The sequence below is a fragment of the Hymenobacter aquaticus genome, from assembly GCF_004765605.1.
Lineage (GTDB): Bacteria > Bacteroidota > Bacteroidia > Cytophagales > Hymenobacteraceae > Hymenobacter > Hymenobacter aquaticus.
In genome coordinates, this window is sequence record NZ_SRLC01000001.1 from 2,506,240 (window position 1) to 2,531,806 (window position 25,567).

Sequence of the window (25,567 nt, forward strand, 5' to 3'; positions counted from 1 at the left end):
CGCTTACTTTTACGGCCGCGAACTAAATTCTCAACACCCAACCCATTACCGATGAAAGTTACCGTAGTTGGAGCTGGCAACGTAGGCGCTACTTGCGCCGACGTTTTGGCCACCCGCGAAATCGCCAACGAAGTTGTTCTGGTTGATATTAAGGAAGGCTTCGCCGAAGGCAAAGCCCTGGATATCTGGCAAAAGGCCCCCATTATCGGTTACGACACCCGCACCGTTGGCGTAACGAACGACTACAGCCGCACCGCTGACTCGGACGTGGTGGTCATCACCTCGGGCCTGCCCCGCAAGCCCGGCATGACCCGCGACGACCTGATTTCGACCAACGCCGGCATCGTGAAATCGGTAACGGAGCAGGTGGTGAAATACTCGCCCAACGCTATTATCATCATCGTGTCGAACCCCCTCGACGTGATGACCTACCAGGCCCACCTCACCTCGGGCCTGCCCCGCGAGAAGGTGTTCGGCATGGCCGGCATCCTCGACACGGCCCGTTACCGTGCCTTCCTGGCCGAGGCCCTCAACGTTAGCCCCAAAGACATCCAGGCGGTGCTGATGGGTGGCCACGGCGACACGATGGTGCCCCTGCCCCGCTACACCACCGTGGGCGGCATTCCCGTAACCGAGCTGATCGGCAAGGAAGAACTCGACGCCATCGTGCAGCGCACCGCCGTGGGTGGTGGCGAGCTGGTGAAGCTGATGGGCACTTCGGCCTGGTATGCGCCCGGCGCCGCCGCGGCTCAGATGGTAGAAGCCATCCTGCGCGACCAGCGCCGCGTGTTCCCCGTCTGCATCAAGCTGGAAGGTGAGTACGGCATCGACGGCGTGTACTTGGGCGCTCCGGTTATCCTGGGCAAAAACGGCATCGAGAAAGTTATTGAGCTTCAGCTCAACGACGAGGAAAAAGCCCTGCTCGAAACCTCGCGTGGCCACGTGAAAGAAGTAATGGACGCGCTGGACAACATGAGCAAGGCTACCGCCTAACTCTGCCTGACCTCGCGCTTACCATAGAAGCGGCCGTTCTGCCAAGGCAGGGCGGCCGCTTTTTTTATCTTCGCTCCCGTCCACTCCTGCCCTCGCCGCCATGACTGCCGCTACGCTCGAAAAAACCCTGCACACTCTCTCCGACCCCGCCCGGGCCATACTGCTGCAACGCTTTTTCAAGACCGGCCCGGGCGAATACGGCGCCGGGGACCAGTTTCTGGGCCTGACCCTGCCCCAGCAGCGCGAAGTAGCCCGCCAGTTTCGGGAGCTGCCTTTGGCCGAGGCCGAGCAGCTGCTGGCCAGCCCCTGGCACGAGGTGCGCCAAACGGCGCTGATTATCTGGACGCTGCAGTTTCAGAAAGCCGGGCCGGCCGGGCGGCAGGCCATTCACGCGGCCTACCTGCGCAGCCGGGCGCGCGTCAACAACTGGGACCTGGTGGATATCACCTGTCCGCTGCTCATCGGCACCTACCTGCTCGATAAGGACCGTACGCTGCTCTACGAGTTAGCCGCTGAAAACCACCTTTGGAGCCAGCGCATGAGCATTGTCTCGACCTTGGCTCTGATTCGCAAGGGGCAGTTTCAGGATACGTTCGGCGTGGCTGAATTACTCCTCTCCCACCCCCACGACCTGATTCACAAAGCCACGGGCTGGATGCTGCGCGAAGTGGGCAAGCGCAACGAGCCGGCCCTGGAAGAGTTCCTGACCGACCACCACGGCCAGCTGCCGCGCACGGCCCTGCGCTACGCCATTGAGAAATTCACCCCGGCGCAGCGCCAGCACTACATGCGGAAATAGCACCGGTTTGAACAGTCAACTAACAGAACGTCATTCCGAACGCAGTGAGGAATCTCGCGTGCTGAGGTTGAATTACTAACTCAACTAAACACGCGAGATTCCTCGCGGGGCTCGGAATGACGTTCTGTTGGTTGACTGATTTCTCGGATGCTACTTCTGGCTGGCTTTAAACAGCTTCTGCTTTTCCTCCTTCGACAGGCTTTCGTAGCCGGAGCGGGAAATCTTGTCCAGAATCAGGTCTATTTCCTCCTGCTCGGGGCGGGCCAGGGTGCTTTTCTTGGCGGCCGGGGCCTCGGCTGCGCGGCTGCGGTGCGTCACGCTCATGCGCGGCCTGCCCGACACGATATTGGCCACGAAGTCGCCGACGGCCTGCACGGGGCGGCCCAGGTCGCGGCCGGCCTGTAGCTGCTTGATGAAGATGAAGCCCAGCAGCGCCCCGCCGATGTGGGCCAGCTCGCCGCCCGGGTTGCCCCCGTTGATGCCGGCAATAGAAACCAACACCACCACGGCCGCTATGTATTTGATTTTCACCGGCCCGACCAGAATCAGGTTGAAGGTGTAGTCGGGCAGCAGGGTGGCGGCGGCCACGATAATGGCCGTAACGGCGGCCGAGGCACCCACGATGGGAATGCCCAGCCGAACCTGAAACACGGGCAGCAGGTTGAAGCTCAGCAGGAAAAAGACGGCCCCGACCAGCGCGCCGAGAATGTAGAGGCTCACCAGCTTGCGGTTGCCCAGGTATTCCCGGATCAGCATGCCAAACCAGTAGAGGTTCAGCATGTTGAAGATAATGTGCAGGAAGCCTTCGTGGGTGAAGGCGTAGGTCAGGATGGTCCAGGGGTGGCGCAGCAGGCTGGGCAAATCGGAGGGCATGGCCAGCTGGCGCATCACCACGTCGTAGGCGCCGCTGGCTCCGCCGATGTAGAGAATGGCTTTCAGCACGATCAGGACGGCAAACACCAGCACGTTGAGCAGCAGCAACTGGTTCAACGCGTTGTCGCGCCGACTGAAGGCCGTGCGGATATCATTGACAATACTCATGGTTGAGCGGAGAGGCTAGTAGAAACGGGAGCGGCCCCGCTCCCAGAATTTTAACACAATAAACCCAATCAACAATCCGCCCAAGTGGGCAAAGTGCGCCACATTGTCGCCCGGCACCCGGTGCACGCCGCTGTAGAGCTCATACAGCGCGTAGAGGCCCACAAAGTACTTGGCCTTAATGGGAAAGGGAAAGAAGAGCAGCATGAGCTCCGTGTTCGGAAACAAGTAGGCAAAGGCGAACAGCAACCCAAACAAAGCCCCGGAAGCCCCCAGCATCGGCGAGTTCAGGCCGGCGGCAAACACTTCCCGCATCGAAGTCAGCGCGCCCTGAATCAGCTGCTGGTCGTCGGGAGTTCGGTGCAGCTGCTGCACCACGGGCTTAAAGGCGTCTTTGTAGTTGGGCAGGTTCTGATCCACGAAATCCTGCAGGTTCACGTCCGTGGGGTTTTGCTGGAACGCCTCGATTCCCTGCCGCATCTGGTTCAGCTCGTAATAGCGCACCCCGGAGTAGAGCACTCCCGCCCCGATGCCGCAGATCATCCAGAAGGTCAGAAACCGGTTGCCGCCCCAGCGCTGCTCCAGCAGCGGCCCGAAGGAAATCAAACCGAACATGTTGGAAAACAAGTGACCCAGGCCGCCATGCATAAACATGTAGGTCACGAACTGCCAGGGCTGGAAGAACTCGGAGGTAACCGGAAACAGGGCCAGCATATTCATCTGGTGCGGCAGCTGCGTCTGGAGCAGGTACACGCCGATGTTGATGAAAAGCAGGACGCGTACCGTCGGGGTAAGATTGAACATGCCGGGGGGGTCGGGGCGAAATCAGGGTTTACGGAAAAGGTCCTGGAGCTGGCTAAGCTCCATCAGCACCAGGGTCCGGCGGCCGTCGGGGGTGTAGCTGGGCACCGAGCAGGCAAAGAGCCGGTCGACCAGGGCCGTCATTTCCAGATCCGATAACCGCGCATTGTCGCTGTTGGTTGCCAGGCGGCGGGCCAGGGCCCGCACCAGCTGCTCGCGCCGGTCGAGGCGCACGGGCCCGGCGTGGGTCCGAAACTGCTCAATGAGCCCTTCCAGCAGCTCCCGCTCGTCGCGGTTGGCCACGTCGGCCGGAATGCCTTCCACGGCAATGGTGTTGGGCCCAAACTCCTGGAAGCGGAAGCCCAAATCGTGCAAGGGGGCCGACACCTCGCGCAGAATGGCGAAATCCTGGGGCGTGAAGGTGACGGTGCGCGGAAACAGCAGCGTCTGGGAGCTGCCGCTCTGCCTCTCCAGGGCCTGGGCGTACTGCTCGTAAAGGATTCGTTCCCGGGCCGCCACCTGGTCAATCAGCATCATACCCGACTTCACCGGCACCACCAGGTACTGCTGGTTGATCTGCACGACGCGGTTGCCGGGGCCGGTGGTTTGCTCGGGTAAGGGCAGTTCGGGCGCCGCCTCCCGGGCCGGCACGGGGTTCGAAACGACCAGCGGATTAGTCGCCTTTTCGAATTTCTCGACCGTTTCGGGCGCTTCCGCCTCCGGCAGATCTGGCACGATGGTTTGGCCCAGCGACTTGTAGAAAGCCTCCAGCTCGCGCTTGGCCTGCTCGGTGGGGCGCGGGGGCAGCACACGTTCCGAGCCGCCACCGCTCTTGCTGCCTTCCTTCGGGGCCGGGGCCGCCGCCCGGGCCGCCGCCGAGGCCAGGGCATCGGGCCGGTAGTCGTCGCCGAATGGGTTGGCGTTGGGCGACGCCCGCAGCGGCTGAATGGGCGCGAAGTTCACGTCGCCCTCGAAGTCCAGGGACGGGGCCATGTTGTGCAGGCCCAGGCTTTGCTTCACGGCGGCCCGCACAATGGCGTACACGGTTTTCTCGTCCTCGAACTTGATTTCCGTCTTGGTGGGGTGCACGTTGATGTCGATGGCCTTGGGGTCGAGCTCCAGAAACAGCACGTAGAAGGGGTGCGTGTCTTTGGGCAGCAGGCCTTCGTAGGCGGCCAGCACGGCGTGGTTGAGGTAGGCCGAGCGGATAAAGCGGTTGTTGACGAAGAAAAACTGGTCGCCCCGGCTTTTCTTGGCCGACTCGGGCTTGCCGATGTAGCCTTTCACCGAAATAAAGGGCGTCACTTCCTCGCACTGGGCTAGCTGCTCCTTGTAGCCGTTGCCGAGCAGGGCCACGATGCGCTGGCTGAGGCGGCCAGCCGGCAGGTTGAAGACTTCCAGATCGTTCTGGTAGAGCGAAAAGGCAATCTGGGGATTCGATAGGGCCACGTGCTGGAACTCATCCAGGATGTGACGCATCTCCACCGCGTTGGTTTTCAAGAAATTGCGCCGGGCCGGCACGTTGTAGAACAGGTTCTTGACGCTGATGCTGGTGCCGTCGGGGCAGGCCACGGGCTGCTGGCTCATCACCTGCGAGCCTTCGATGAGCAAGAGTGTGCCCGTGTCCTGGTCGCGCTGCTTGGTGCGCAACTCCACCTGGGCCACGGCCGCAATGGAGGCCAGGGCTTCCCCGCGGAAGCCCAGGGTCCGGATTTTAAACAAATCTTCGGTGGTGCGAATCTTACTGGTGGCGTGCCGCTCCAGGCTCATGCGCGCATCCGTAGGGCTCATGCCCGCGCCGTTGTCGACGACCTGCACGAGCTGCTTGCCGGCTTCTTTCACAATAAGCTGCACCTGGGTAGCCTTGGCGTCGACGGCGTTTTCGAGTAGCTCTTTCACTACCGACGCCGGACGCTGGACCACCTCCCCTGCCGCAATCTGGTTGGCAAGGTATTCGGGGAGCAACTGAATTACATCCGCCATCGACCGGGAACTGAAGGTGATACTGAACTGGTTAGCAACGCTACTTACGGAAGCCGCGGGTCGAAAAACGTCCGACCTCGGGATTTTCTCCGTAAGTTTGCGGCCAACTTTTGTGTGCGCCGCGCCATACGGTTCTCCGTTTTGGCGCGTTAGAAGAAAGGAAAACAGGGAGCAGAAAGCCACGCGTGGCGGCCAAATCCCTGGCACGGTTTTCCTTTCGGAAGAACACAAAAGTAGGGCTATTTCCGCTCAGATTCAACTTTACGACGCTACCACGGGAGTCAATGCTCAAGGAATTTCGGATCAGTCTCTTACTGGTACTACTGGCTGTTACGGGTCTGATCGTCTCGTCGTCGGCACCCAAGGATAAGGACGTGCGGCCGATTTCGGCCGCCGAGCAAACCTGGGTCGACAGCGTCTTTGCCACCCTTACTCCCGACCAGCGCCTGGGGCAGCTGTTCATGGTGGCCGCGTATTCCAACAAGGATAAAAAGCACGTGCAGCGCCTCGACGAGCTGGTCAAAGCCTATGGCATCGGCGGCGTGATGTTTCTGCAGGGCGGCCCCAAGCGGCAGGCCCTGCTGACCAACCGCTACCAGGCCGAGGCCAAAGTGCCGCTGCTGGTAGCCATGGACGCCGAGTGGGGCCTCGACATGCGCCTGGACTCCTCGATGCACTTTGCCAAGCAGATGACGCTGGGCGCCATGGACGACGACCAGTACGTGTACCAGATGGGCCGCGAAATTGCCCTCAAGCTCAAGACCCTGGGCGTGCACGTGAGCTTTTCGCCCGTTATCGACGTCAACTCCAACCCCGACAACCCGGTTATCGGCAACCGCTCGTTTGGCGAAAACAAGGAGCAGGTGGCCAAGCGCGGCGTGGCCTACATCCGGGGCCTGCAAGACCACGGCGTGATGGCCGTGGTGAAGCACTTCCCCGGCCACGGCGACACCGACGTGGACTCGCACGTGGCCCTGCCGGTTATCAACTCCGACCTGGCCCGGCTGACCAACGTAGACCTGTATCCGTTTCAGCAGGCGTTTCAGTCGGGGGTGATGGGCGTGATGGTGGGCCACCTCTACATGCCGCTGTTCGACACGGTGCAGTCGGTGTCGGCCACCATTTCCCGCAACCTGGTGACGGGCATGCTCAAGGAGAAAATGGGCTACAAGGGCCTGGTTTTCACCGATGCGCTCAACATGAAGAGCGTGGCTAACCTGTATAAGCCCGGCGAGCTGGACGCCCTGGCGCTGCTGGCCGGCAACGACGTACTGCTGTTTTCGGAAGACGTGCCGATGGCCCTGCAACGCATCCGCGAGGACGTAGCCGCCGGCAAAATCAAGCAGGAAGACATCGACCAGCGGGTTCGGAAGATTCTGCGGGCCAAGTACTGGGCCGGGCTGAACCGCTACCAGCCCATCGACGTGCCCAACCTGTCGGAAAACCTGAGCCGGCCCGCGAGCCGCACCGTGCAGCAGCAGATTTATGAGCATGCCGTGACGGTGGTAAAAAACGAGGACGACATCCTGCCCTTCCACCGCCTCGACACCCTGCGCATTGCCACCGTTACCATCGGCACCGGCGCGGGCAGCACCCTGGGCACCATCATGAACAAGTACCAGAACGGCACCGTGTACTCGGTGCCAAACCGGTACGCCGTCGACTCGACCTTCGCCCGGATTCAGACCCGCCTCGCGCCCTACAACGTGGTGGTGGTGAGCCTGCACGGCATGAACAATACGCCCGCCCACAACTACGGCATTGGCGAAGGGGCCCTGAAATTCCTGAAAGAGCTGCAGGCCAACCCCAAGCTGAAAACGGTGGTGGTGGTGATGGGCAACGCCTACGCGCTGAAATACGTGGAGGAGATGCGCAACGTGGTGTGCGGCTACGAAGACAACTACGCCTCCCAGTTGGTCGTGCCCCAGGTGCTGTTTGGGGCCCTGCCCGCCAAGGGCCGCCTGCCCGTCACGGTGTCGCCGACGCTGAAAGCCGGCCTGGGCCTTCCCACGCCTGATTTCCGCCGCCTGCGCTACGCTACGCCCGAAAGTGAAGGGCTCGACTCCAAAATCCTGAGCCAGATCGACAACATTGCCCTCGAATCGGTGGCGTACGCGGCGGCCCCGGGCTGCCAGGTGCTGGTGGCCAAGGATGGAGCCGTGGTATTTGACCGCAGCTACGGCTACTGCACCTACGACAAAACCCGGCCGGTGGAAAGCACCACGCTCTACGACCTGGCCTCGGTAACGAAAGTAGCCGGCACGCTACAGGCCGTGATGTACCTCAAGGACCAGGGCAAAATTGACCTCGACGCGAAAGTAGCCGACTACCTGCCCGAGCTGAAGAACTCGAACAAGAAGGACATGACGGTGCGCGACGTGCTGCTGCACCAGGCCGGCCTCAAGCCCGGCATCCCGACCTGGGAGCGGACCGTGGGGAAAAACGGCCTCAAGCCGACCTTCTACGCCAGCACCCGCTCCGACGACTTCCCCAACGAAGTAGCCCCCGGCACGTTCAGCACTAAGGCCGTCGACGACTCGGTCTGGACCTGGATTGTGCACAGCGGCATGCTGCCCAAAGTGAAAGGCAAGTACCCCATCGAGTACAGCGACCTGAGCTTCATGGTGCTGAAACGCTTAAGTGAGAAAGTCCTGAACGAGCCCATCGACGCTTTCCTGGAGCGGACGTTTTACAAGCCCCTAGGCCTGGCGTCGATGACGTACAACCCGCTGGAGCGCTTCCCCAAATCGTGCATCGCGCCCACCGAAAACGACACGTACTTCCGCAAAACCCAGCTCCAGGGCACCGTGCACGACCAGGCCGCGGCCCTGCTGGGCGGCGTAGCCGGGCACGCGGGCCTGTTTGCCAATGCTAACGACCTAGCCGTGCTCATGCAGATGGATTTGCAGAACGGCCGCTACGGCGGGCAGCGCTACTTCCAGACGCCGGTCGTGACCGAGTTTGCGCGGCCCCAGGTGGCGGGCAACAAGCGCGGCATGGGCTGGGACCACGGCAACCCCGAGAAGCCCGAAGGCCCCACCTCCAACCTGTCGCCGGCCAGCACCTTTGGCCACACCGGCTTCACGGGCACCTGCGTGTGGATGGACCCCGAAAACAAAATCCTCTACATTTTTCTTTCCAACAGAGTGTACCCCGACGGCGGCAACAACAAATTGCGCCAGTACAACATCCGCACGCGCATCCACGACGTTATTTACAAGTCTTTACAAAAGACATGATCTGTTGCCCAGCATTTCTGTTTCTTTGACTCCGCAATCGGCGGTGAGGCGCTTTCCTGAGCGACTTGCCGCCGATGTTGTTTTCCAGCTCTCCCCCCTGCCCCATGAATATCGGAATTGTCTGTTACCCTACTTTTGGCGGCTCCGGCGTAGTAGCCACGGAGCTGGGTAAAGCTCTGGCGTTGAAAGGCCACCGCGTGCACTTCATCACCTACAGCCAGCCCGTCCGGCTCGACTTCTTCAACGAGAACCTGTTTTACCACGAGGTCTACATTCCGCCCTACCCGCTGTTCCAGTTTCCGCCCTACGAGTTGGCCCTGGCTTCCAAGATGGTCGACATTGTGCAGAATGAGAAGCTCGACGTGCTGCACGTGCACTACGCCATTCCGCACGCCTCGGCGGCCTACATGGCCAAGCAGATTCTGCGCACCAAGGGCATTACCATCCCGGTCATCACCACCCTGCACGGCACCGACATTACCCTCGTGGGCAAGGATGCCAGCTACGAGCCGGTCGTCACGTTCAGCATCAACCAATCGGACGGGGTAACGGCCGTGTCGGCCGATCTGCGCAAGGAAACCTACGAGTACTTCGCCATCGAGAAGGACATCGAGGTGATTCCCAACTTCATTAACCTGGAGCGGTTTAAAAAGCAGAACAAGGGCCACTTCAAGGCCGCCATTGCCCCCGAGGGCGAAAAGCTGCTGGTGCACACCTCCAACTTCCGCTCCGTGAAGCGCGTCGACGACGTGGTGCACATCTTTGCCGGCGTCCGGAAGCAGATTCCGGCCAAGCTGCTGCTCGTGGGCGACGGGCCCGACCGGCCCCGCATTGAAAAGCTGTGCCGCGACATCGGCTACTGCAACGACATCCGCTTCCTGGGCAAGCTCGAAGCCGTGGAGGAGGTGCTCAGCATCGCCGACCTGTTCTTGATGCCTTCCGAAAAGGAAAGCTTCGGTCTGGCCGCCCTGGAAGCTATGGCCTGCGAAGTGCCGGTCATCAGCACCAATGCCGGCGGCATTCCCGAGTTGAACGTGCACGGCGTGACGGGCATGATCAGTGAAATCGGCGACGTGGAGGACATGGTCCAAAATGCCCTCTACGTGCTGGAAGACGAGAATCTACCGCGCTTCAAGCAAGCCGCCCGGGCCCGGGCCGAGGAGTTTGCCGTCGAAAACATCGTGCCTCTCTACGAAGCCTGCTACCAGCGCGCCATCGACGCCCAGCTAGCGGCGGTGTGATTTAGTTGTTAGTTGTTAGTTGTCAGTTGTTAGTTTTTTCTGATCCTGACAAACACAGAAAAAAGCCTGCTCGAAAAATCGAGCAGGCTTTTTTGTTAGGCCGATTATTCAAACGACCTAACAACTGACAACGAGCAACTAAACTCAGAACAACCCCGCGGCCTCGCGCTTCACGGCCAGCAGGGCCTGGGTGGTGGGGTCTACTTCGTCGGCAATGAGGGTTTCGAGGATGCGCTTGGCCAGCTCGGTACCGCGGGCCTGCTGGGGCGTGGCCAGGGCGTGGTAGGCCTTGTTGATCATCGTCAGGATGTTTTCCTTGGCCTGCTTCACCTGCTCCCAGGTTTCGGGGCTCATGTAAAGCTGCTGGCTGAGGTTGTGCTCAAACTCGGCCCGGATTTCGGTGAGCAGCACCCGATGGTACTCCGAGGCCGTCTGGCCCGAGCTGCTCAGGCGCACCAGCAGGTTGTTGGGCGTGATGCGCTCCAGCAGCAAGGTTACCCGCTCATAGGCTTGCAGGCGCAGGGGCAGCGTGGTTTTGGAGTTCTCCAGGCGCAACTCAATCAGGCGGCGCTGCTGCTCCTTTTCCAGGTAGTTCTGAATCAGGTAAAACAGGGAGCCAGCCACGATAAGAGCCGGCAGGATGATCTTGAGCAAATCGAAAATGTACGCGGTGGTGTCCATGCGGAAAGGAAAACTGCTATTTTAGAGGCAACAAGGTCGGGAAATATTCGGTGAACCGGATACGCGCCCTTGCTGTTCTATACGCGCCGGAGCCAATGGCGTCTGCCGAAGGCTTCGTATCTTTGCGCCTACTCTTCTAACAACGAATGCACTATGGCAACGGCCGTTTCAACTAAAACTGCTCCCATCACCCTCACTCCCGGGGCCTTGGTTGAGGTACGAAATATCATCGAGGACAAGAAAGTGCCGACCGAGTACGGGCTGCGCATCGGGGTGCAGGGCGGCGGCTGTTCGGGCATGAGCTACCTGCTCGGCTTCGACAAGCCCAAGGACAACGACGAGGTCTACGACCTCGACGGCCTGAAGCTCATCATGGATAAAAAGCACGCCATGTACGTGCTGGGCATGGAAGTCGACTTCCAGGACGGCCTCAACGCCCGGGGTTTCGTGTTCAACAACCCCCAGGCCAAAAGCACCTGCGGCTGCGGCTCGTCGTTTTCGGCGTAGCGGCACGGCTCTTCTTCGCCACAAAAAAAGCCCGGACTCCGTCGAGTCCGGGCTTTTTTTGTGGCTTATTGGTTTTTACCCGGCCAAAAAAGCCTCAATGGCGTTCAGGGTGTGGCCGGGGGCGCTCAGCTGCGGGCAGTGGCCGGCAATGGGCAGGGTAACCAGCGTCGCCCCCGGAATGGCGGCCTGCAGGTAAGCCCCGACCTCGGGCGGGGCAATCAGGTCCTGCTCGCACTGCACCAGCAGGCAGGGGTGGCGCACGCCGATTACGTCCTGCCGGTTGTCGGACAAAAACGTGACGCGGGCAAACTGCCGGGCAATGGCGGGGTTGGTCTGGCACAGGCTGTGGGTCAGTTCGGCGGCGAGGGACGGACGGTCGGGGGCACCCATGATAAACGGCCCGAAGGTATCGGCCCAGCCGACGTAATCGGTTTCCATGAAGGTGAGCATGGCTTCCAGGTCGGCGCGCTCGAAGCCCCCGTGGTAGTCCGGCTCATTCAGATAACAGGGCGACGGGCACAGCAACAGCAGCTGTTCGAACAGCTCGGGCTCGGCAATGGCTGCCAGCGCGGCTATCATACCGCCCACCGAGTGCCCAATGGCGGTTACCCGGCTTAGTTGCAGCTCGTGGCAGATGTCGAGCAGGTCCTGGGCGTAGCCCTGCAACGAGTTGTAGCGGCTGGGCTCGTAGGCCGCCGCTACCGACTGGCCCGCCCCGACGTGGTCGTAGAGCACGAGGGTGAAATGCCGGGAGTCGGAAAAGGCCGGAATAAGGTAGCGCCACATGTTCTGGTCGCACCCAAACCCATTGACAAACACGATGACCCGGGGCCCCTGACCGAGCAGCCGGACGTTGTTTCGTTGCTGGATAGTCATAGCGTAATCGGCTGACGAAATAGATAAGCTGAATTATTTACTAATTAAAGTGCAATAAAACAAATATATACATCTATAAATATCCTGTCGGAGCCGGCGGCGCCTACCCGCTACCGGCCTTTACCGTACTTTGCCGGCGCAAACAACAGGTTGGCCCTTCGCTTTTACGATTCGACTATGATACGGTTTCTGGTAGCGTTTTTTCTGCTCGGCTTCGGCGTTACGACCGGCTGGGCCCAGACTTTTACCCCGGCCGAAATTGCCCGCTGGCGGCAGCAGGCCCGGCAGGTCACCATCGTGCGCGACACCTGGGGCGTGCCGCACGTGACGGGCAAAACCGACGCCGACGCGGTATTTGGCCTGCTCTACGCCCAGTGCGAGGACGATTTTGCCCGCGTCGAGGAAAACTACATCGTCAATATTGGGCGACTGGCCGAGGTGGAGGGCGAGGCGGCCATCTACCAGGACTTGCGGGCCCGGCTGTTTCTGGACAGCACCCAGGCCATCAGCATCTACCAGAAAAGCCCGCTGTGGATGAAGCAGCTGCTCCAGGCCTTTGCCGACGGCACCAACTTCTACCTCTACTCCCACCCCACCGTGCGGCCCCGGCTATTGCGCCGCTTCCAGCCCTGGATGCCCTTGATGTTCAGTGAGGGCAGCATCGGGGGCAACATCAGCGTAGTGCCGCTCGAGCGGCTCAAGAACTTTTACAGCCAGCGCAAGTCAACCTCGTGGCAGCGGCCCGACTTCGAGCGGCCCGACCGGGAGCCGGTGGGTTCCAACGGCTTTGCCATTGCCCCCAGCAAAAGCGCCAGTGGCCACGCCCTGCTGCTGATTAACCCCCACACCTCGTTCTACTTCCGCCCCGAAGTGCACGTGAGCAGCGCCGCCGGCCTGAATGCCTACGGGGCCGTGACCTGGGGCCAGTTTTTCGTGTACCAGGGCTTCAATGAGCACTGTGGCTGGATGCACACCTCCAGCTTTGCCGACTCGATGGACGAGTACCTGGAAACCATTGAGCAGCAGGACGGCAAATACCTGTACCGCTACGGCGGCAAGCTGCGCCCCGTGCAGCAGGGCACGATTTCCATTGCCTACAAGCAGGCCGACGGCAGCCTCGGGCAGAAGAAGTTCACTACGTTCCGGACCCACCACGGGCCGGTCGTGGGCCAGCAGGCCGACAACAAGTGGGTGACGGTGCGCATGATGGATACGCCGCTGGAAGCCCTGGAACAGTCGTATCTGCGCACCAAGGCCACGGACTATGCCTCGTTCAGAGAGGTAATGAAGCTCAACGGCAACGCGTCGAACAACACCGTGTTTGCCGACGGCAAGGGCACCATTGCCTACTGGCACGGCAACTTCCTGCCCCGGCGCGACCCGCAGTTCGACTGGAGCATGCCCGTGGACGGCAGCAACCCCAAAACCGAGTGGCAGGGACTGCACAAGGTGGAGGAAATCGTGCAGGTGAAAAACCCGGCCAGCGGCTGGCTCCAGAACTGCAACGCCACGCCCTTCACCGTGGCCGGCCCGAGCAGCCCCAAGCGGGAGCAATACCCCGCCTACATGGCCCCCGACGCGGAAAACTACCGGGGCATCAACGCCGTGCGGGTGCTCAGCCGCAAGCCGCTGTTCACGCTCGATACGCTGATTGCCGCCGCCAAGGACCCGTATCTGGCCGGCTTCGAGGAGCTGCTGCCGGCCCTGGCCAAAGACTTTCAATACCTGCTCGACAGCACCAACCCGCCCGAGGGCGAGGTGGTGGAAGCCATGAAGCTGCTGCGCGGCTGGGACCGGCGCTACAGCAAAACCTCGGTGGCCCAGACCCTGGCTATTTACTGGGGCGAAAGAATCCAGAAGCTGGCCCGCACCCGCGTCACGCCCGATCTGCGGCTGGATAACCTCTCCTTCACGGCCTTCGTCATTGCTAAAACCAGCCCCCAGGAAAAGGCCGCCGCCCTGCAGGAAACCCTCGACGAGCTGACCCGGGACTTCGGCACCTGGAAGATGCCTTGGGGCGAGGTGAACCGTTTCCAGCGCCTGACCGGCAACATCCAGGAAATCTACGACGATAAGCAACCCAGTCTGCCGGTGGCCTTTACCTCTTCGGCCTGGGGCTCGTTGGCGGCCTTCGGGGCCAAAGCCGCGCCCAACACCAAGAAGCGCTACGGCTACGTGGGCAACAGCTTTATTGCCGTCGTCGAGTTTGGGCCCCGCGTGAAGGCCCGCTCGGTGCTGGCCGGCGGCAACCACCACCAGCCCGCCTCGCCCCACTTCACCGATCAAGCCGGGCTCTACGCGGAGGAAAATTTCAAGGACGTGCTGTTCTACCCCGAGGACATCCGCCAGCACGCCGAGCGGACGTATTCGCCGGGGCAGTAGCACCCGGATGTTTCAGGCACAAAAAAAGCCCCGGCAGCAACTGCCGGGGCTTTTTTCGTTGGCTTACATGATGCTTAGTACGGGCTTTTCTCGGTTTTTACGCCAGCCGGCAGCTCAAACGTGGCAGCGGCCAGCTTCATGGCCTTCACTTCGGTAGCCACGCTTTCCATGCTAAACTGCGGGGTATCGACCACAAACTTCAGCGGAATGGCCTTGGTGTTTTTAATCACCTCATACCAGTTGCCAAACTTGTGCTTTTCGTAGAGCTTCGGGTCGAGGGCTAGCTTGGAGGTGAAGTAGTATTTCTGCACACCGCTTTTGCAAGTCAGCGTCAGCTCGTCGCACTTGTAGCCCAGAATCGTGGCAGCGTCTTTTTTCACTTCGGCTTTTAGCACTTCGTCGGGGTTGACGGCAGCATCGTTCCAGATGGCGGCCTCGGAGTTCGACATCTTGGTGTAGAGCTTGTTAGTGTCGGGGCCCGGAAACAGCTGCCACTGCATGAGCGTGCCGTTGTCGATGGTTTTGTAGCTGCCGCCCTTGACGAAATATTCCTGGCTGGTACCCATCATGTCGTTCCACTGCTGGTCGGTTACGTTGGGCAGCTTGGTTTTGTACGAATTGGCGTAGAGGATGCGGCCTTCAAAGTTTTGCGCCAGGGCGCTGACTGTAGTGACGACCCCTAGCAGGAAGGTCAATAGTAATTTCATGGTTACGCGAAAAGTGAAAAACAATAAGAAAAGCAATGGAGCAAGATAGTTACCCAGCCGCCGAAGTTTTCAGCCAAGATCAATAATTCTACTTCCCGACCGGCTTGATGCTCACGGCCGCGCCGCCCCCGGCGGCCAGCTGCAGTTTCAGCACCGTGTTGCTGTCTACCCGCTGCTTGCGGATCTGGTAGGCCATCGGGTTCTTGTCCCAGCTGGCATCAGCGGCGTCGGCGTAGATGGTGGCTTCGTAGGCTTGGCCGGGCGTCAGGAAGTCGAGCTTGACGGTTTGCGGGCGGGCGTTTTCGTCGGTGATGGAGCCCAGGTACCACTCGTCTTTGCCCTTGGCCTGGCGGGCGGTGGTCAGGAACTCGCCGGGCTCGGCCAGCAGGATGCGGGTATCGTCCCAGTCGACGGGCACGTCTTTAATAAACTGGAAGGCGTCGAGGCGCTTTTCGTAGGCTTCGGGCAGGTCGGCGGCCATTTGCAAGGGCGAGTACATCGTCACGTAGAGGGCCAGCTGCTTGGCCAGGGTGGTGTGCACCTGCTTGCCCTTGTTGCGCTCAGGGTTCCAGCTTTCCAGCTGAATCTGGAAGATGCCGGGCGTGTAGTCCATCGGGCCGCCCATGAGGCGGGTGAAGGGCAGGATGGTTTCGTGCTCGGGCGGGTTGCCGCTGCTCCAGGCGTTGAACTCGTTGCCGCGGGCCGCCTCACTAGCCAGCCAGTTGGGATAGGTGCGGTGCAGGCCGGTGGGGCGCACGGCCTCGTGCATATCGACCATAATCTGCTGGCGGGCCATGTTCTCGGCGGTGCGGTTGTAGTGGTTCACCATCCACTGGCCGTCGTGGTGCTCGCCGCGCGGGATGATGCGGCCCACGTAGCCGGTTTTCACCGCGTCGTAGCCGTGCTCTTTCATGAAGCGCAGGGCCTCGTCCTGCCGCCGCTCGTAGTTCGTGACCGAGGAGCTGGTTTCGTGGTGCATCATCAGCTTCACGCCCTTGCCGGCGGCGTAGGCTTGCAGCTCCTGCACGTTGAAATCGGGGTAGGGCGTCACGAAGTCGAACACTTCCTCTTTCCAGTTGCCGGCCCAGTCTTCCCAGCCCACGTTCCAGCCTTCCACCAGCACGCTTTGCAGGCCGTGGCGGGCGGCAAAGTCGATGTAGCGCTTCACATTGGCGGTATTGGCCCCGTGGCGGCCGTTGGGCTTGAGCTTGCTCCAGTCGGTGCCGGCCAGCTTGATGTTGCTGGTGTCGGCGTAGTTCCAGCTGGCTTTGTTCACGTGCATTTCCCACCACACGCCCACGAATTTCTGGGGCTTGATCCAGGCGGTGTTGGTGAGCTGGGTGGGCTCGTTCAGGTTCAGAATCAGCTTGGAGGCCAGCACCTCGGGCGCTTTGTCGCTGACGATGATGGTGCGCCAGGGCGTGTGCTCGGGGGCCTGCAAATAGGCTTTGGCGCCCGTGTTGGTGGCGTCGGGCACGAGCTGGCTGGTCAGGCCGAAGCCTTTGGGTTCCACGTTCAGCATCAGGGCCGGGTAGTTGACCAGGGCCGCCTCGTGAATGTTCACGTAGAGCCCGTCGTCCGACTTGAGCATGAGCGGCGTCTGGATGGTATGGGGCTCGGCTTTCTGCTGAATGACCTCGATGGGCGCGGTATCGACCTCGCTCAGGCGCGAGGTGGTGTAGGTGTACTCGTTGGAGTCGTAGTCGCCCGGAATCCAGAAGGCTTTGTGGTCGGCGGGCAGGTTGAACTCGCTGCGCTCGTCCTGCACCGTGAAATAGGTGAGGCCGGGCTGGGCCGGAAACTCGTAGCGGAAGCCCAGGCCATCGTCGTAGAGGCGGAAGCGCACCACAATGCGGCGCTCTTTCTGGTCGCCCTTGGCGGCCTGGAGCAGCGTCACGGCCAGCTCCTTGTAGCGGTTGCGGATGCTTTTCACCTCGCCCCACACCGGCTGCCAGGTGTCGTCGTGCTGGCTGGAATCGAGGCGGGCAATGGTGAAGTCCTGGTCGAGGCCGGGCTGGTTTTGCAGCAGGATGCCCAGGCGGCTGGGCTGCACCACGGGCTTAGAGCCAAACAAAAGCTGGTAGGTAGGCTGCCCGTCGGAGCCCAGGGCGAAGCGCAGCGTGAGCTTGCGGCCGGGCGAGTGCACGGTATTGACGGGGCCCTCCAGCTCAGCAGGAGCCGAGGACGAGCCCGAAGGCGACGAGCAGGCCGCCAGCAGCAGCAGGGCACCCAGGCGCAGCCCGGTGCTGGCCGTGAGCCACTGGCTCAGGCGGGAAGTGGTAGTCCACATAGGTGGCGAGGTTGAGGTTGCCGGGCAGAGCCGCCCATAAACGCCGCAAGTTATTGTTTCCCGCCGGCAACTGAGCCGCCTTCTTGCCCGGGCGGCGGGGCTTAAAACTCGAAGGTTTCGCAGTGCAGTACCGTGGGCTCGAACTCCAGCAGGTACCGCGCATCCTCGGGGTAGTAGCGGGCCTTGTCGTAGTCGGGGCCGGCAAACTGGCGGATGCTCTCGTAGCTGTCCCAGCGGGTGACGGTCCAGAAGTGGCAGACGTCGCCGGCGAGGCGGCGCAGCACCTGCACGCCGAGGTTGCCGGGGGTGTTTTTGTAGTCGGCAATGCCGGACTGCTGCAAATACTCCAGGTAGGCGTCGGCGTCGAGGGCGGCGGTAGTGCCGTGCCAGATGCGGGTGATGATGGCGGGCATGTCTCTATTCATTATGGCTTGTTACAGAATTGCTTTATTTCCCGTCCCAGGCCCGCTCCGGCGTGAGCTTACGCTTCTTCAGAACAGAAAAGACTTCAACTCCTTCTGGTTGGCTGAATTCTGCCGTAGACTCAATGATGGTCTGGTAACAGTCATCCAAGCTTTCTATTTGCCAGCGCACGAAGTAGCCATCGGAGTTCAGATACGGCTTACCATAGTCGGCACGTGTAGCTTCCAGACGCTCGTAGGCGTCCTCGAAAGAGGCGGCCTTGATTAGCACGTAACGCTCCTCATAGGACTGCATTCCGTGGTCGTCGCCCTCGATTTGAATGGCGACAGTCATTTTTACACAGTAAAACTCCAGCCTTTTCGAAGAGCGCTGCCGCTTCTTTCGAAGGCCGGCAACGTTGAGAATGGATATCCGGTCTACGTCTGGCAACTGGCATAGTACCGGTAGATTTTCGATAACAACTTCCGCTTTCAGACTCCGGGGACGCCGGTGCCCTACGTATTCAATAGTGTGCGACTGAAGCAAGCCGGAACCAACTACTTGGTCAAGATGACCACGCATGAGGTCGTCAATGGCGGCCTTTCTTTTTTCCGGAACCAGATGCTTTAGCTGGTCAACGTCGGGCCAGGGAAAGTGGATGGTTATAGAAGCCACCGCTGAGGCCGCCGCGGTTTCCAGCTTCCACTGGTTTTCATTCAGGATTTTGGACATAGTCAGCGTAGAGCTACGAGTTATTCTTTCGGCCCCTCTCCCCTTTCAAACCGCACCTCCCCGCTCGTGGTCCGGCCGGTTTCGTGCCAGCCCTGGCGGCGGTAAAACGCCTCGGCGCGGGTGCCGGGGGCGGTGCTGAGCCAGATAGGATGCGGGGTTTGCCGGAAATACCAGGTCAGCAGCTGGTCGTGGAGGTGCTTGCCGATGCCCTGGCCTTCGTGGTCGGGGTGCACGAACAGGGCCCAGACGCTGTGGTCCTGCAAGTCGGCAATGGCGAAACCGACTACTGTGCCTTCAGCCGTTTCGCAGAGCCAGCCCCGGCCGCGCCGGGTGAGGTAGTCGACGTAATCAGCGGGCGTCACGCGGGCGGGGTCCGACAGGCGGTTTTCGCGCACGGCCAGCCGCACGAGGCTCAGCTGGGGTATATCGGCAAGAGTGGCCGGGCGGTAGTGCATAGCGGAAATGTACGCAGAACCAGCGTACAGACGCGAAAAACAAGAAACGATGCGGCGAATCGTGGAAGCCGTAGCCGCACCCATCGGAGCCAGGCCGCGAACCGCTGCGGCTACCGCGCGGACCGTTGAAACCAGGCCGCGAACGACCGGAACTACACTGCGGACGACCGGAACTACACTGCGGACGCCTGGAGCTACACCGCGGACGACTGGAGCTACACTGCGGACGACTGGAGCTACACCGCGGACGATTGGGGACGCACCCGCAATGAGTGAGGCCGGGCCGCGGATCGTTGAGCCCACACAGCGGGGTTTTGGTGACCATAGAGCGGGCTTTGACCTGAAAAACCAATGGGAGCCGTTGGGCCCGGAAAACGTATTGTAGCTGATTGGAGTAAGACTCTGAACTATGCCCACCGCTTCGAGCAGCCCTTTTGACCGCGCCACCCTACTGCACCGCCTCACCAGCCAGCCCGAGTGGGACCTGCTCGTTATCGGGGGCGGGGCCACGGGACTGGGCGTGGCGCTGGATGGCCTGAGCCGGGGCTACAGCACGCTGCTGCTGGAGCAGGCCGATTTTGCCAAGGGCACCAGCAGCCGCAGCACCAAGCTCGTGCACGGCGGGGTGCGCTACCTGGCCCAGGGCGACTTGGCCCTGGTGCGGGAGGCGCTGCACGAGCGGGGCTTGCTGCTGCAAAACGCGCCCCACCTGGTCAAAAACCAGGATTTCATTATTCCGAACTACTCGTGGTGGGGTGGGCCGTTTTACACGCTGGGCCTGAAAATGTACGACGTGCTGGCCGGCAAGCGGAGCCTGGGCACGTCGGAGCACCTGAGTCGGGCCGAGACGCTGCGCCGGCTGGGTACGCTCAGGCCGGAAGGGCTGCGGGGCGGGGTGCTCTACCACGACGGGCAGTTCGACGATGCGCGCCTAGCCGTGAACCTGGCCCAGACGGGCATCGAGCTGGGCGGCACGCTGCTCAACCACTTCCCCGTGACGGGCCTGCGCAAGGACGCCCACGGCCGGGTAACGGGCGTAACGGCCACCGACGCGGAAACCGGCCGCTCCTACTCGCTCCGCGCCAAAACGGTGGTGAATGCCACCGGCATTTTCGTGGACGACATCCGGCAGCTCGACGCGCCCGGCACCACGAAGCTGGTGCGGCCCAGCCAGGGCGTACACATCGTGCTGGACCGCGCCTTTCTGCCCGGCGACGCGGCCCTGATGATTCCGAGCACCGACGACGGAAGGGTGCTGTTTGTGGTGCCCTGGCACGGCCGCGTGGTGCTGGGCACCACCGATACGCCTTTGGCAGAAGCCAGCCTGGAGCCGCGGGCCCTGGAGGAGGAAATTTCGTTTATCCTGCGCACGGCCGGCCGCTACCTTTCCCGTCCGCCCCGGCGCCAAGACGCGCTGAGCATCTTTGCCGGCTTGCGCCCCCTGGCCGCGCCCCAGAACGGCTCGGCCCAGACCAAGGAAATTTCGCGCAGCCACAAGATTCTGGTGGCGGCCAGCGGCCTGCTGACCATCACGGGCGGCAAGTGGACCACCTACCGCCGCATGGGCCAGGACGTGGTAGACCGGGCCATTGCCCTGGGCCAGCTGCCGCCCGCCCCCAGCCAGACGGCCCACCTGCCCATTCACGGCGCCCAGCCCACCGCCGACCACAGCGCCCACCTGAGCGTGTACGGCTCCGACCAGCCCGCCCTGCGCCGGCTGATGACCGAGCAGCCCGAGCTGGCCGAAAAGCTGGACGAAGCCCTGGAGTTCTACAAAGCCGAGGTAGTGTGGGCCGCCCGCCAAGAAATGGCCCGCACCGTGGAAGACGTGCTGGCCCGCCGGGTGCGGGTGCTGTTCCTGGACGCCCGCGCCGCCCTGCGCGTAGCCCCGACGGTGGCGGCCCTGCTGGCCCGGGAGCTGGGCCGCGACGACGCGTGGCAGCAGCAGCAGGTAGCCGATTTCTCGCAGCTGGCCCGGGGATATTTGGTGAATTAGTGAATTAGTGAATGAGTGAGTTGATTTCGGCTGTCGTAAGGTCCTTCGCTTTGCTCAGGATGACAGCTGAAATTAAACCACTAAACTCAGCGAGAGTATGCCCTAGCTGAAGCTGTAGGAATAGCCGATTTCCTGGAGGTCGGTGGCCAGCTGCACCCAGTCGGGCAGCTCGTCTACCACGGCCAGCACCAGGGCTTTGGTCAGGGTTTCGCCCCTGTAGATGGGCGCTACGGCTTCGGGCGTAATGGGCTTCCGGTCGGTGTCTTCGGTGAAGTATTCGGTGGCCCACTCGGCGTAGGTTTCCGGCTGGTTGTCCAGAATCTGGAGCAGCTCCTCGGAGCCGTCTTCTTCGGAGCCCAGCACGCCGGTCTGCCAGCCGTGGGCGGGCGTGTACCACAGGCAAAACGTGGTGCCGATGGAATTGACCGGCTCGCCGAACATAAACTCGTCGAAGGCGGCGGGCAGGCCGCGGGTGAGCTGGGCCTTGTCGGGCTGGTCGTACCCGTCGAGGAAGCCGTTGATAACGCAGCCTTCCGGCCGAAACAGAATCAGCATCTGGTCCCCTTCCCCATCGGTCATTTCGAACAGCTCTTCCCCCGGGGCCCAGGCCGGGTTGTAGGAATAGTAGCGGTACTCAAACTCCTGGGAGTTGATGGCGTCGAGCACGGCCAGGGCCTTACACAGGCGCCGGAGCGTGGCGGCATCGGGCAGGGCGGCGGGGTTGCGGGTTGAAAGCATGGGCTGGAGTGTGAAAGGCGAAGCTGTTAATACGTCTTGGTCATGTCCTGGGGTACGACCAGCACGAAATCGGCTTTCTGCGCGTGCTCTTTGTCCAGCCGGCCCAGCTGCGCCTGCAACACGGTGCTAATGGTGCGCACCCGCAGCCCCGGGTTCAGCTGGCGCAGGTAGGCCAGGATTCCGTCGTGGTTGTCGGAGTGGTAGCTGCCGTTGATATGGAGCAGCAGGTGGCCGGCGGGCCGGGCCTGGTTCAGGAAATGGGCCATCGTAGCATCCTTTAGGGCCTGGGCCTGGATGATGTTCTGCACCCCGGCCGCGTGGGCCGCGTCGCCGCCGAACATCTGGGCCATGTTCTTATAGCCGGGCAGCGCATAGTCGACGGTGAGCGGCAGGGGCGCCAGCCAGGCTTTTTCGGCGGCGGGCAGTTCGTCCAGCACCGCCAGGCTGCCCTTGGCAACCTGGGAGGCGTAACGGCGCGGCACGTTGGTAGCTACCACCCGAAACTTCTGTTCCCGGGCCAACTGGAGCAGGGGCTGGTAGTCGGTGGCGTAGTTGGGCCAGGGGCGGCTTTGCTCCGCAAACTCCTTGTCGGCCAGCTCCCCGGTGGCGTAGGCATCGACCAGGGGTTGCACGTCGCGCTCAAACATTTCCAGGCCCAGCACCAGCTGCCCTTGCCGGAGGCGCAACAGGTCTTTGGCCAGTTGCAGCTCCAGCCAGTGGCCGATGGGGTCGTTGTGCTGCTCCCCGAAAAACACGACGTCGGCCGCGGCCAGCTCTTGCAGCATCTTGTCGTAGCCGGCGGGCTTGCCGCGGCCGGTAAACAGGCGGTAGGCGGGCTTGTCGGCGGCGGGGCTAAAGCTGAGCAGCAGCATGAGCAGCGGGAGAAGCAGGAGTTTTTTCAGCATCCGGCAAAAGTACGCAGCCCGGGAAGTAACGCGAAGCTCCACTTCGCGCGTCGTCCGCGCCGCTGCACCGCTGGTCGATGGTCGATGATCGGGCAACGATTCGGGAAGAGGCGCTTCGCGCAGCAGCAGCAAGCCCTTCCGCGCAGATGGCGAGAAAGGGCTTGCTGGTGAAGGGCAGCGGGCGGATACCCGCGCGCTACTTGTCGTGACGAATAAGTTACCCCTTATAAAACATCCAGCGCGACAGTTCCCGGTAGTTTACCTTCTTGCCGTACATCAGAATGCCGACCCGGTAGATGCGGCCCGCCAGCCAGATGGTGAACACGAAGCCGGCAATGAGCAGGCTCATGCTCAGCAGCAGCTGCCACCCCGGCACGGCCCCGAACGGAATGCGCATCATCATGGCAATGGGCGAGGTAAACGGAATCATCGACATCCAGAAAGCCACCGTGCCGTTCGGGTCCCGGATAATCACGCTCTGGGCAATGATGATGGTCAGAATCAGGGGCATGGTGATGGGCAGCATAAACTGCTGGGTGTCGGTTTCGTTGTCGACGGCCGAGCCGATGGCCCCGAACAGTGCCCCGTAGAACAGGTAGCCGCCCAGGAAATAGAACAGGAAGCTGCCCAGAATCAGGGGCAGGTTCAGGCTGGCCAGGCCGGCCGAAAAGCTCTGCTGAAACCGGGCGGCGGCGCTTTCCTTCTTCTTGGTTGGCGTAGCGGCGGTGCCTACCTGCGCCGGGCCGGCGGCCCCGGCGGCATCCACGGTAGCGGGGGCCGAAAGCTGACCGGTGCGGGCAGCCACTACTTTTTCGGCCCCGAACACGCCGGCTAGGCCCGAGGTAACGGCCGTGCTGAGCACAATCCAGAGCAGCAGTTGGGTAAGGCCCACGGCGGCGATGCCCATCACCTTGCCCATCATCAGCTGAAACGGCTTCACCGAGGAAATCACCACTTCCACGATGCGGTTGGTTTTCTCCTCAATCACCCCGCGCATGATCTGCACGCCGTAGATGAAGATGAACATGTAAATCAGGAAGGCGGCGGCGTAGGCCACGCCCGTCGTGACGCCGGTGCTGCTGGCCTTTTCGCCGTTCTCGCTCAGGTTCACGGTTTGCAGGTCCACGTCGGCCTTTATCTTGTCGAGCACGTCTTTGTCGAGGCCGGCCTGGCGCATCCGGGCCGCTTCGATCTTGCGGTTGAGCATGCGCTCCATGGCAATCTGCATGGGCATGCTCAGGTTGTCGCGCGCGAAAATCCGGAAGCCGGTGGGGTTGTTCACGTCGTAGCGCGGGATGTAAAGCAGGGCGGCTTGCTTGCTTTTGCGGAACGCGGCCTTGGCCGTGGCCAGGTCGGTGCTGGCGGCCGGCACGTAGCGAATGTCGCTGTCGGGGTCGTTGGGCAGCTCGCCGGCGAAGATGTTGCCCGCGTCGGCCACGGCCACCACCTTCTTGTTTTCCGAAATCTGCGCGAGCATGATCGGGACGACGATAAAGCCCGCCATGATCAGAGGCGCCAGCAGGGTCATGACCAGGAAGCTCTTTTTGCGCACCCGGGTCAGGTATTCGCGCTGAATGATAAGCCAGATTTTGTCCATAGTATCTTGATGTCTTAGGTCGTGGTTGGGATTGGAGCTATGCTGGTTCCCCTGCTTGTTGAAAGGAGGGGTTAGGGGTGGTTACTAGAGTTAGAGAACGTAGCACTAGTAGTCGTTCTGCGGTTTCAACCACCCCTGGCCCCTCCTTAGCTAAGGAGGGGAACTAGCCTTCTAGCTTTAGCTTTTGACGGCCAGCTCCTGTTGGGTGAGGGTTTCGGGCATGGTTTCCCGCACGCGCCGGATAAAGATATCGTTGATGCTGGGCACCTGCTCGCGGAAGGCGTGCACCTCCACGTTGCCGATCAGGTAGCGCAGCAAGTCGTTGGGCGTGGTGCCGTGGTGCAGCCGGATCCGGTCGTAGAAGTGGCCGTTTTCGCGCTCCTTGTGCTCCAGCACCTCAAAGTCGGGGTGAATGACCATCAGGCGGCCCTTGCCTTCCACCTCGTAGGTCTGGGTTTTGAACGTGTCCTTGATCTGGCCCACCGGCCCGTCGAGCACCTTGCGGGAGCGGTTAATTAGGGCAATGTTGTCGCACATCTCCTCCACCGACTCCATGCGGTGGGTCGAGAAGATGATGGTGGCGCCCCGGTCGCGCAGGGCCAGGATTTCGTCCTTAATCAGGTTGGCGTTGATGGGGTCGAAGCCCGAAAACGGCTCGTCGAGGATAATCAGGCTGGGCTCGTGCAGCACGGTGGCAATAAACTGCACCTTCTGCTGCATGCCCTTGCTGAGGTCTTCCACGTTTTTGCCGACCCAGGCCCGCAGATCCAGCCGGTCGATCCACTGCTTGATGCGGGCGGTGGCGTCGGCCTTGCTCAGGCCCTTGAGGCGGGCCAGGTAGAGCAGCTGCTCGCCCACTTTCATCTTTTTGTAGAGGCCCCGCTCCTCGGGCAGATAGCCGATCTGGGCAATGTGCGAGGGGTTGAGCTTTTCGCCCCGGAAGCGAATTTCGCCCGAGTCGGCGGCCGTAATCTGGGTGATAATGCGGATCAGGGAGGTTTTGCCGGCGCCGTTGGGGCCGAGCAGCCCGAAGATGCTGCCCTCGGGAATGTCGAGGCTCACCCCGTTGAGGGCCACGTGCGCCGCGTACGCCTTGTGCACGTCGATGGCTTGTAGAATAGGAGGCATTGGAAGGAAAGGTTGGTCGTGGTGTGACGTAATATTACTGGAACTCTATAAAGAAGCGGCATTCTTCTTTCCCAAGC

General features: G+C 61.7%; 21 protein-coding genes. 7 read left to right on the top strand and 14 right to left on the bottom strand.

The annotated features are described in order from the left end of the window. Positions 1-51 precede the first annotated feature (51 nt). Positions 52-993 carry a malate dehydrogenase gene (gene mdh / locus E5K00_RS10425; RefSeq protein WP_135463157.1) on the top strand — a complete coding sequence of 314 codons (942 nt, stop codon included), beginning with the start codon at positions 52-54 and terminating at the stop codon, positions 991-993. A gap of 100 nt (positions 994-1,093) precedes the next feature. Further along, the gene (locus tag E5K00_RS10430) at positions 1,094-1,792 is read left to right on the top strand and encodes a DNA alkylation repair protein (RefSeq protein ID WP_135463158.1); all 699 of its coding nucleotides are present in this window, start codon (positions 1,094-1,096) and stop codon (positions 1,790-1,792) included. 150 nt (positions 1,793-1,942) lie between these two features. Here E5K00_RS10430 and E5K00_RS10435 read toward each other — a convergent pair whose 3' ends face one another. The 3 genes from E5K00_RS10435 to mutL are packed head-to-tail and all read right to left on the bottom strand — an operon-like array spanning position 1,943 to position 5,614. Then, positions 1,943-2,833 carry a rhomboid family intramembrane serine protease gene (locus E5K00_RS10435; protein WP_135463159.1) on the bottom strand — a complete coding sequence of 297 codons (891 nt, stop codon included), beginning with the start codon at positions 2,831-2,833 and terminating at the stop codon, positions 1,943-1,945. 15 nt (positions 2,834-2,848) lie between these two features. Then, complete coding sequence (locus tag E5K00_RS10440) at positions 2,849-3,634, bottom strand: rhomboid family intramembrane serine protease (protein WP_135463160.1); 786 nt, start codon at positions 3,632-3,634, stop codon at positions 2,849-2,851. 21 nt (positions 3,635-3,655) lie between these two features. After that, entirely contained in the window at positions 3,656-5,614 is a 1,959-nt protein-coding gene (mutL, locus tag E5K00_RS10445) for a DNA mismatch repair endonuclease MutL (RefSeq protein ID WP_135463161.1), read from the bottom strand. 284 nt (positions 5,615-5,898) lie between these two features. On the opposite strand from mutL, the gene E5K00_RS10450 reads away from it, so the two are divergent. Continuing rightward, the gene (locus tag E5K00_RS10450; protein ID WP_135463162.1) at positions 5,899-8,853 is read left to right on the top strand and encodes a glycoside hydrolase family 3 N-terminal domain-containing protein; all 2,955 of its coding nucleotides are present in this window, start codon (positions 5,899-5,901) and stop codon (positions 8,851-8,853) included. A gap of 104 nt (positions 8,854-8,957) precedes the next feature. After that, a complete protein-coding gene (gene bshA, locus E5K00_RS10455) occupies positions 8,958-10,094 on the top strand; it encodes an N-acetyl-alpha-D-glucosaminyl L-malate synthase BshA (RefSeq protein WP_210114293.1) in 1,137 nt (378 codons plus the stop codon). Positions 10,095-10,238: 144 nt separating this feature from the next. Here the strand turns inward: bshA and E5K00_RS10460 are convergent, their stop codons facing one another. Then, positions 10,239-10,775: a DUF7935 family protein gene (locus E5K00_RS10460; RefSeq protein WP_135463164.1), complete on the bottom strand. Its 537-nt coding sequence runs from the start codon at positions 10,773-10,775 to the stop codon at positions 10,239-10,241. A gap of 153 nt (positions 10,776-10,928) precedes the next feature. Here E5K00_RS10460 and E5K00_RS10465 point away from each other — a divergent pair, with 153 nt between their 5' ends. Continuing rightward, positions 10,929-11,282: a HesB/IscA family protein gene (locus tag E5K00_RS10465; RefSeq protein ID WP_135463165.1), complete on the top strand. Its 354-nt coding sequence runs from the start codon at positions 10,929-10,931 to the stop codon at positions 11,280-11,282. Between the two features lie 75 nt (positions 11,283-11,357). On the opposite strand, the gene E5K00_RS10470 is transcribed toward E5K00_RS10465, so the two are convergent. Continuing rightward, a complete protein-coding gene (locus E5K00_RS10470; RefSeq protein WP_135463166.1) occupies positions 11,358-12,158 on the bottom strand; it encodes an alpha/beta fold hydrolase in 801 nt (266 codons plus the stop codon). Between the two features lie 177 nt (positions 12,159-12,335). On the opposite strand from E5K00_RS10470, the gene E5K00_RS10475 reads away from it, so the two are divergent. Further along, on the top strand, positions 12,336-14,540 hold the full coding sequence (locus E5K00_RS10475; RefSeq protein WP_135463167.1) for a penicillin acylase family protein: 2,205 nt from the start codon (positions 12,336-12,338) through the stop codon (positions 14,538-14,540). 74 nt (positions 14,541-14,614) lie between these two features. On the opposite strand, the gene E5K00_RS10480 is transcribed toward E5K00_RS10475, so the two are convergent. The 5 genes from E5K00_RS10480 to E5K00_RS10500 all read right to left on the bottom strand — a co-directional run bounded on the left by E5K00_RS10480 (position 14,615) and on the right by E5K00_RS10500 (position 19,126). Further along, positions 14,615-15,247 (bottom strand): hypothetical protein, encoded by a 633-nt coding sequence (locus E5K00_RS10480; RefSeq protein WP_135463168.1) that lies wholly within the window; start codon positions 15,245-15,247, stop codon positions 14,615-14,617. 88 nt (positions 15,248-15,335) lie between these two features. Beyond that, entirely contained in the window at positions 15,336-17,537 is a 2,202-nt protein-coding gene (locus E5K00_RS10485; protein ID WP_135463169.1) for a glycoside hydrolase family 97 protein, read from the bottom strand. A gap of 101 nt (positions 17,538-17,638) precedes the next feature. Beyond that, complete coding sequence (locus E5K00_RS10490; RefSeq protein ID WP_210114294.1) at positions 17,639-17,962, bottom strand: antibiotic biosynthesis monooxygenase family protein; 324 nt, start codon at positions 17,960-17,962, stop codon at positions 17,639-17,641. Between the two features lie 22 nt (positions 17,963-17,984). Beyond that, positions 17,985-18,671, bottom strand: a complete 687-nt coding sequence (locus E5K00_RS10495) for a DUF4288 domain-containing protein (protein ID WP_135463170.1) — start codon at positions 18,669-18,671, stop codon at positions 17,985-17,987. A 20-nt stretch (positions 18,672-18,691) separates the two neighbouring features. Further along, positions 18,692-19,126 (bottom strand): GNAT family N-acetyltransferase, encoded by a 435-nt coding sequence (locus E5K00_RS10500; RefSeq protein WP_135463171.1) that lies wholly within the window; start codon positions 19,124-19,126, stop codon positions 18,692-18,694. Between the two features lie 409 nt (positions 19,127-19,535). Here E5K00_RS10500 and E5K00_RS10505 point away from each other — a divergent pair, with 409 nt between their 5' ends. Continuing rightward, positions 19,536-21,122: a glycerol-3-phosphate dehydrogenase/oxidase gene (locus E5K00_RS10505; RefSeq protein WP_135463172.1), complete on the top strand. Its 1,587-nt coding sequence runs from the start codon at positions 19,536-19,538 to the stop codon at positions 21,120-21,122. A gap of 102 nt (positions 21,123-21,224) precedes the next feature. On the opposite strand, the gene E5K00_RS10510 is transcribed toward E5K00_RS10505, so the two are convergent. The 4 genes from E5K00_RS10510 to E5K00_RS10525 all read right to left on the bottom strand — a co-directional run bounded on the left by E5K00_RS10510 (position 21,225) and on the right by E5K00_RS10525 (position 25,490). After that, positions 21,225-21,860, bottom strand: coding sequence for a hypothetical protein (locus E5K00_RS10510; RefSeq protein ID WP_135463173.1), 636 nt, complete (start codon positions 21,858-21,860; stop codon positions 21,225-21,227). 26 nt (positions 21,861-21,886) lie between these two features. Continuing rightward, positions 21,887-22,765 carry a ChaN family lipoprotein gene (locus E5K00_RS10515; RefSeq protein ID WP_135463174.1) on the bottom strand — a complete coding sequence of 293 codons (879 nt, stop codon included), beginning with the start codon at positions 22,763-22,765 and terminating at the stop codon, positions 21,887-21,889. 217 nt (positions 22,766-22,982) lie between these two features. Next, positions 22,983-24,362, bottom strand: coding sequence for an ABC transporter permease (locus E5K00_RS10520; RefSeq protein WP_135463175.1), 1,380 nt, complete (start codon positions 24,360-24,362; stop codon positions 22,983-22,985). A 177-nt stretch (positions 24,363-24,539) separates the two neighbouring features. Next, the gene (locus E5K00_RS10525) at positions 24,540-25,490 is read right to left on the bottom strand and encodes an ABC transporter ATP-binding protein (protein ID WP_135463176.1); all 951 of its coding nucleotides are present in this window, start codon (positions 25,488-25,490) and stop codon (positions 24,540-24,542) included. Positions 25,491-25,567 lie beyond the last annotated feature (77 nt).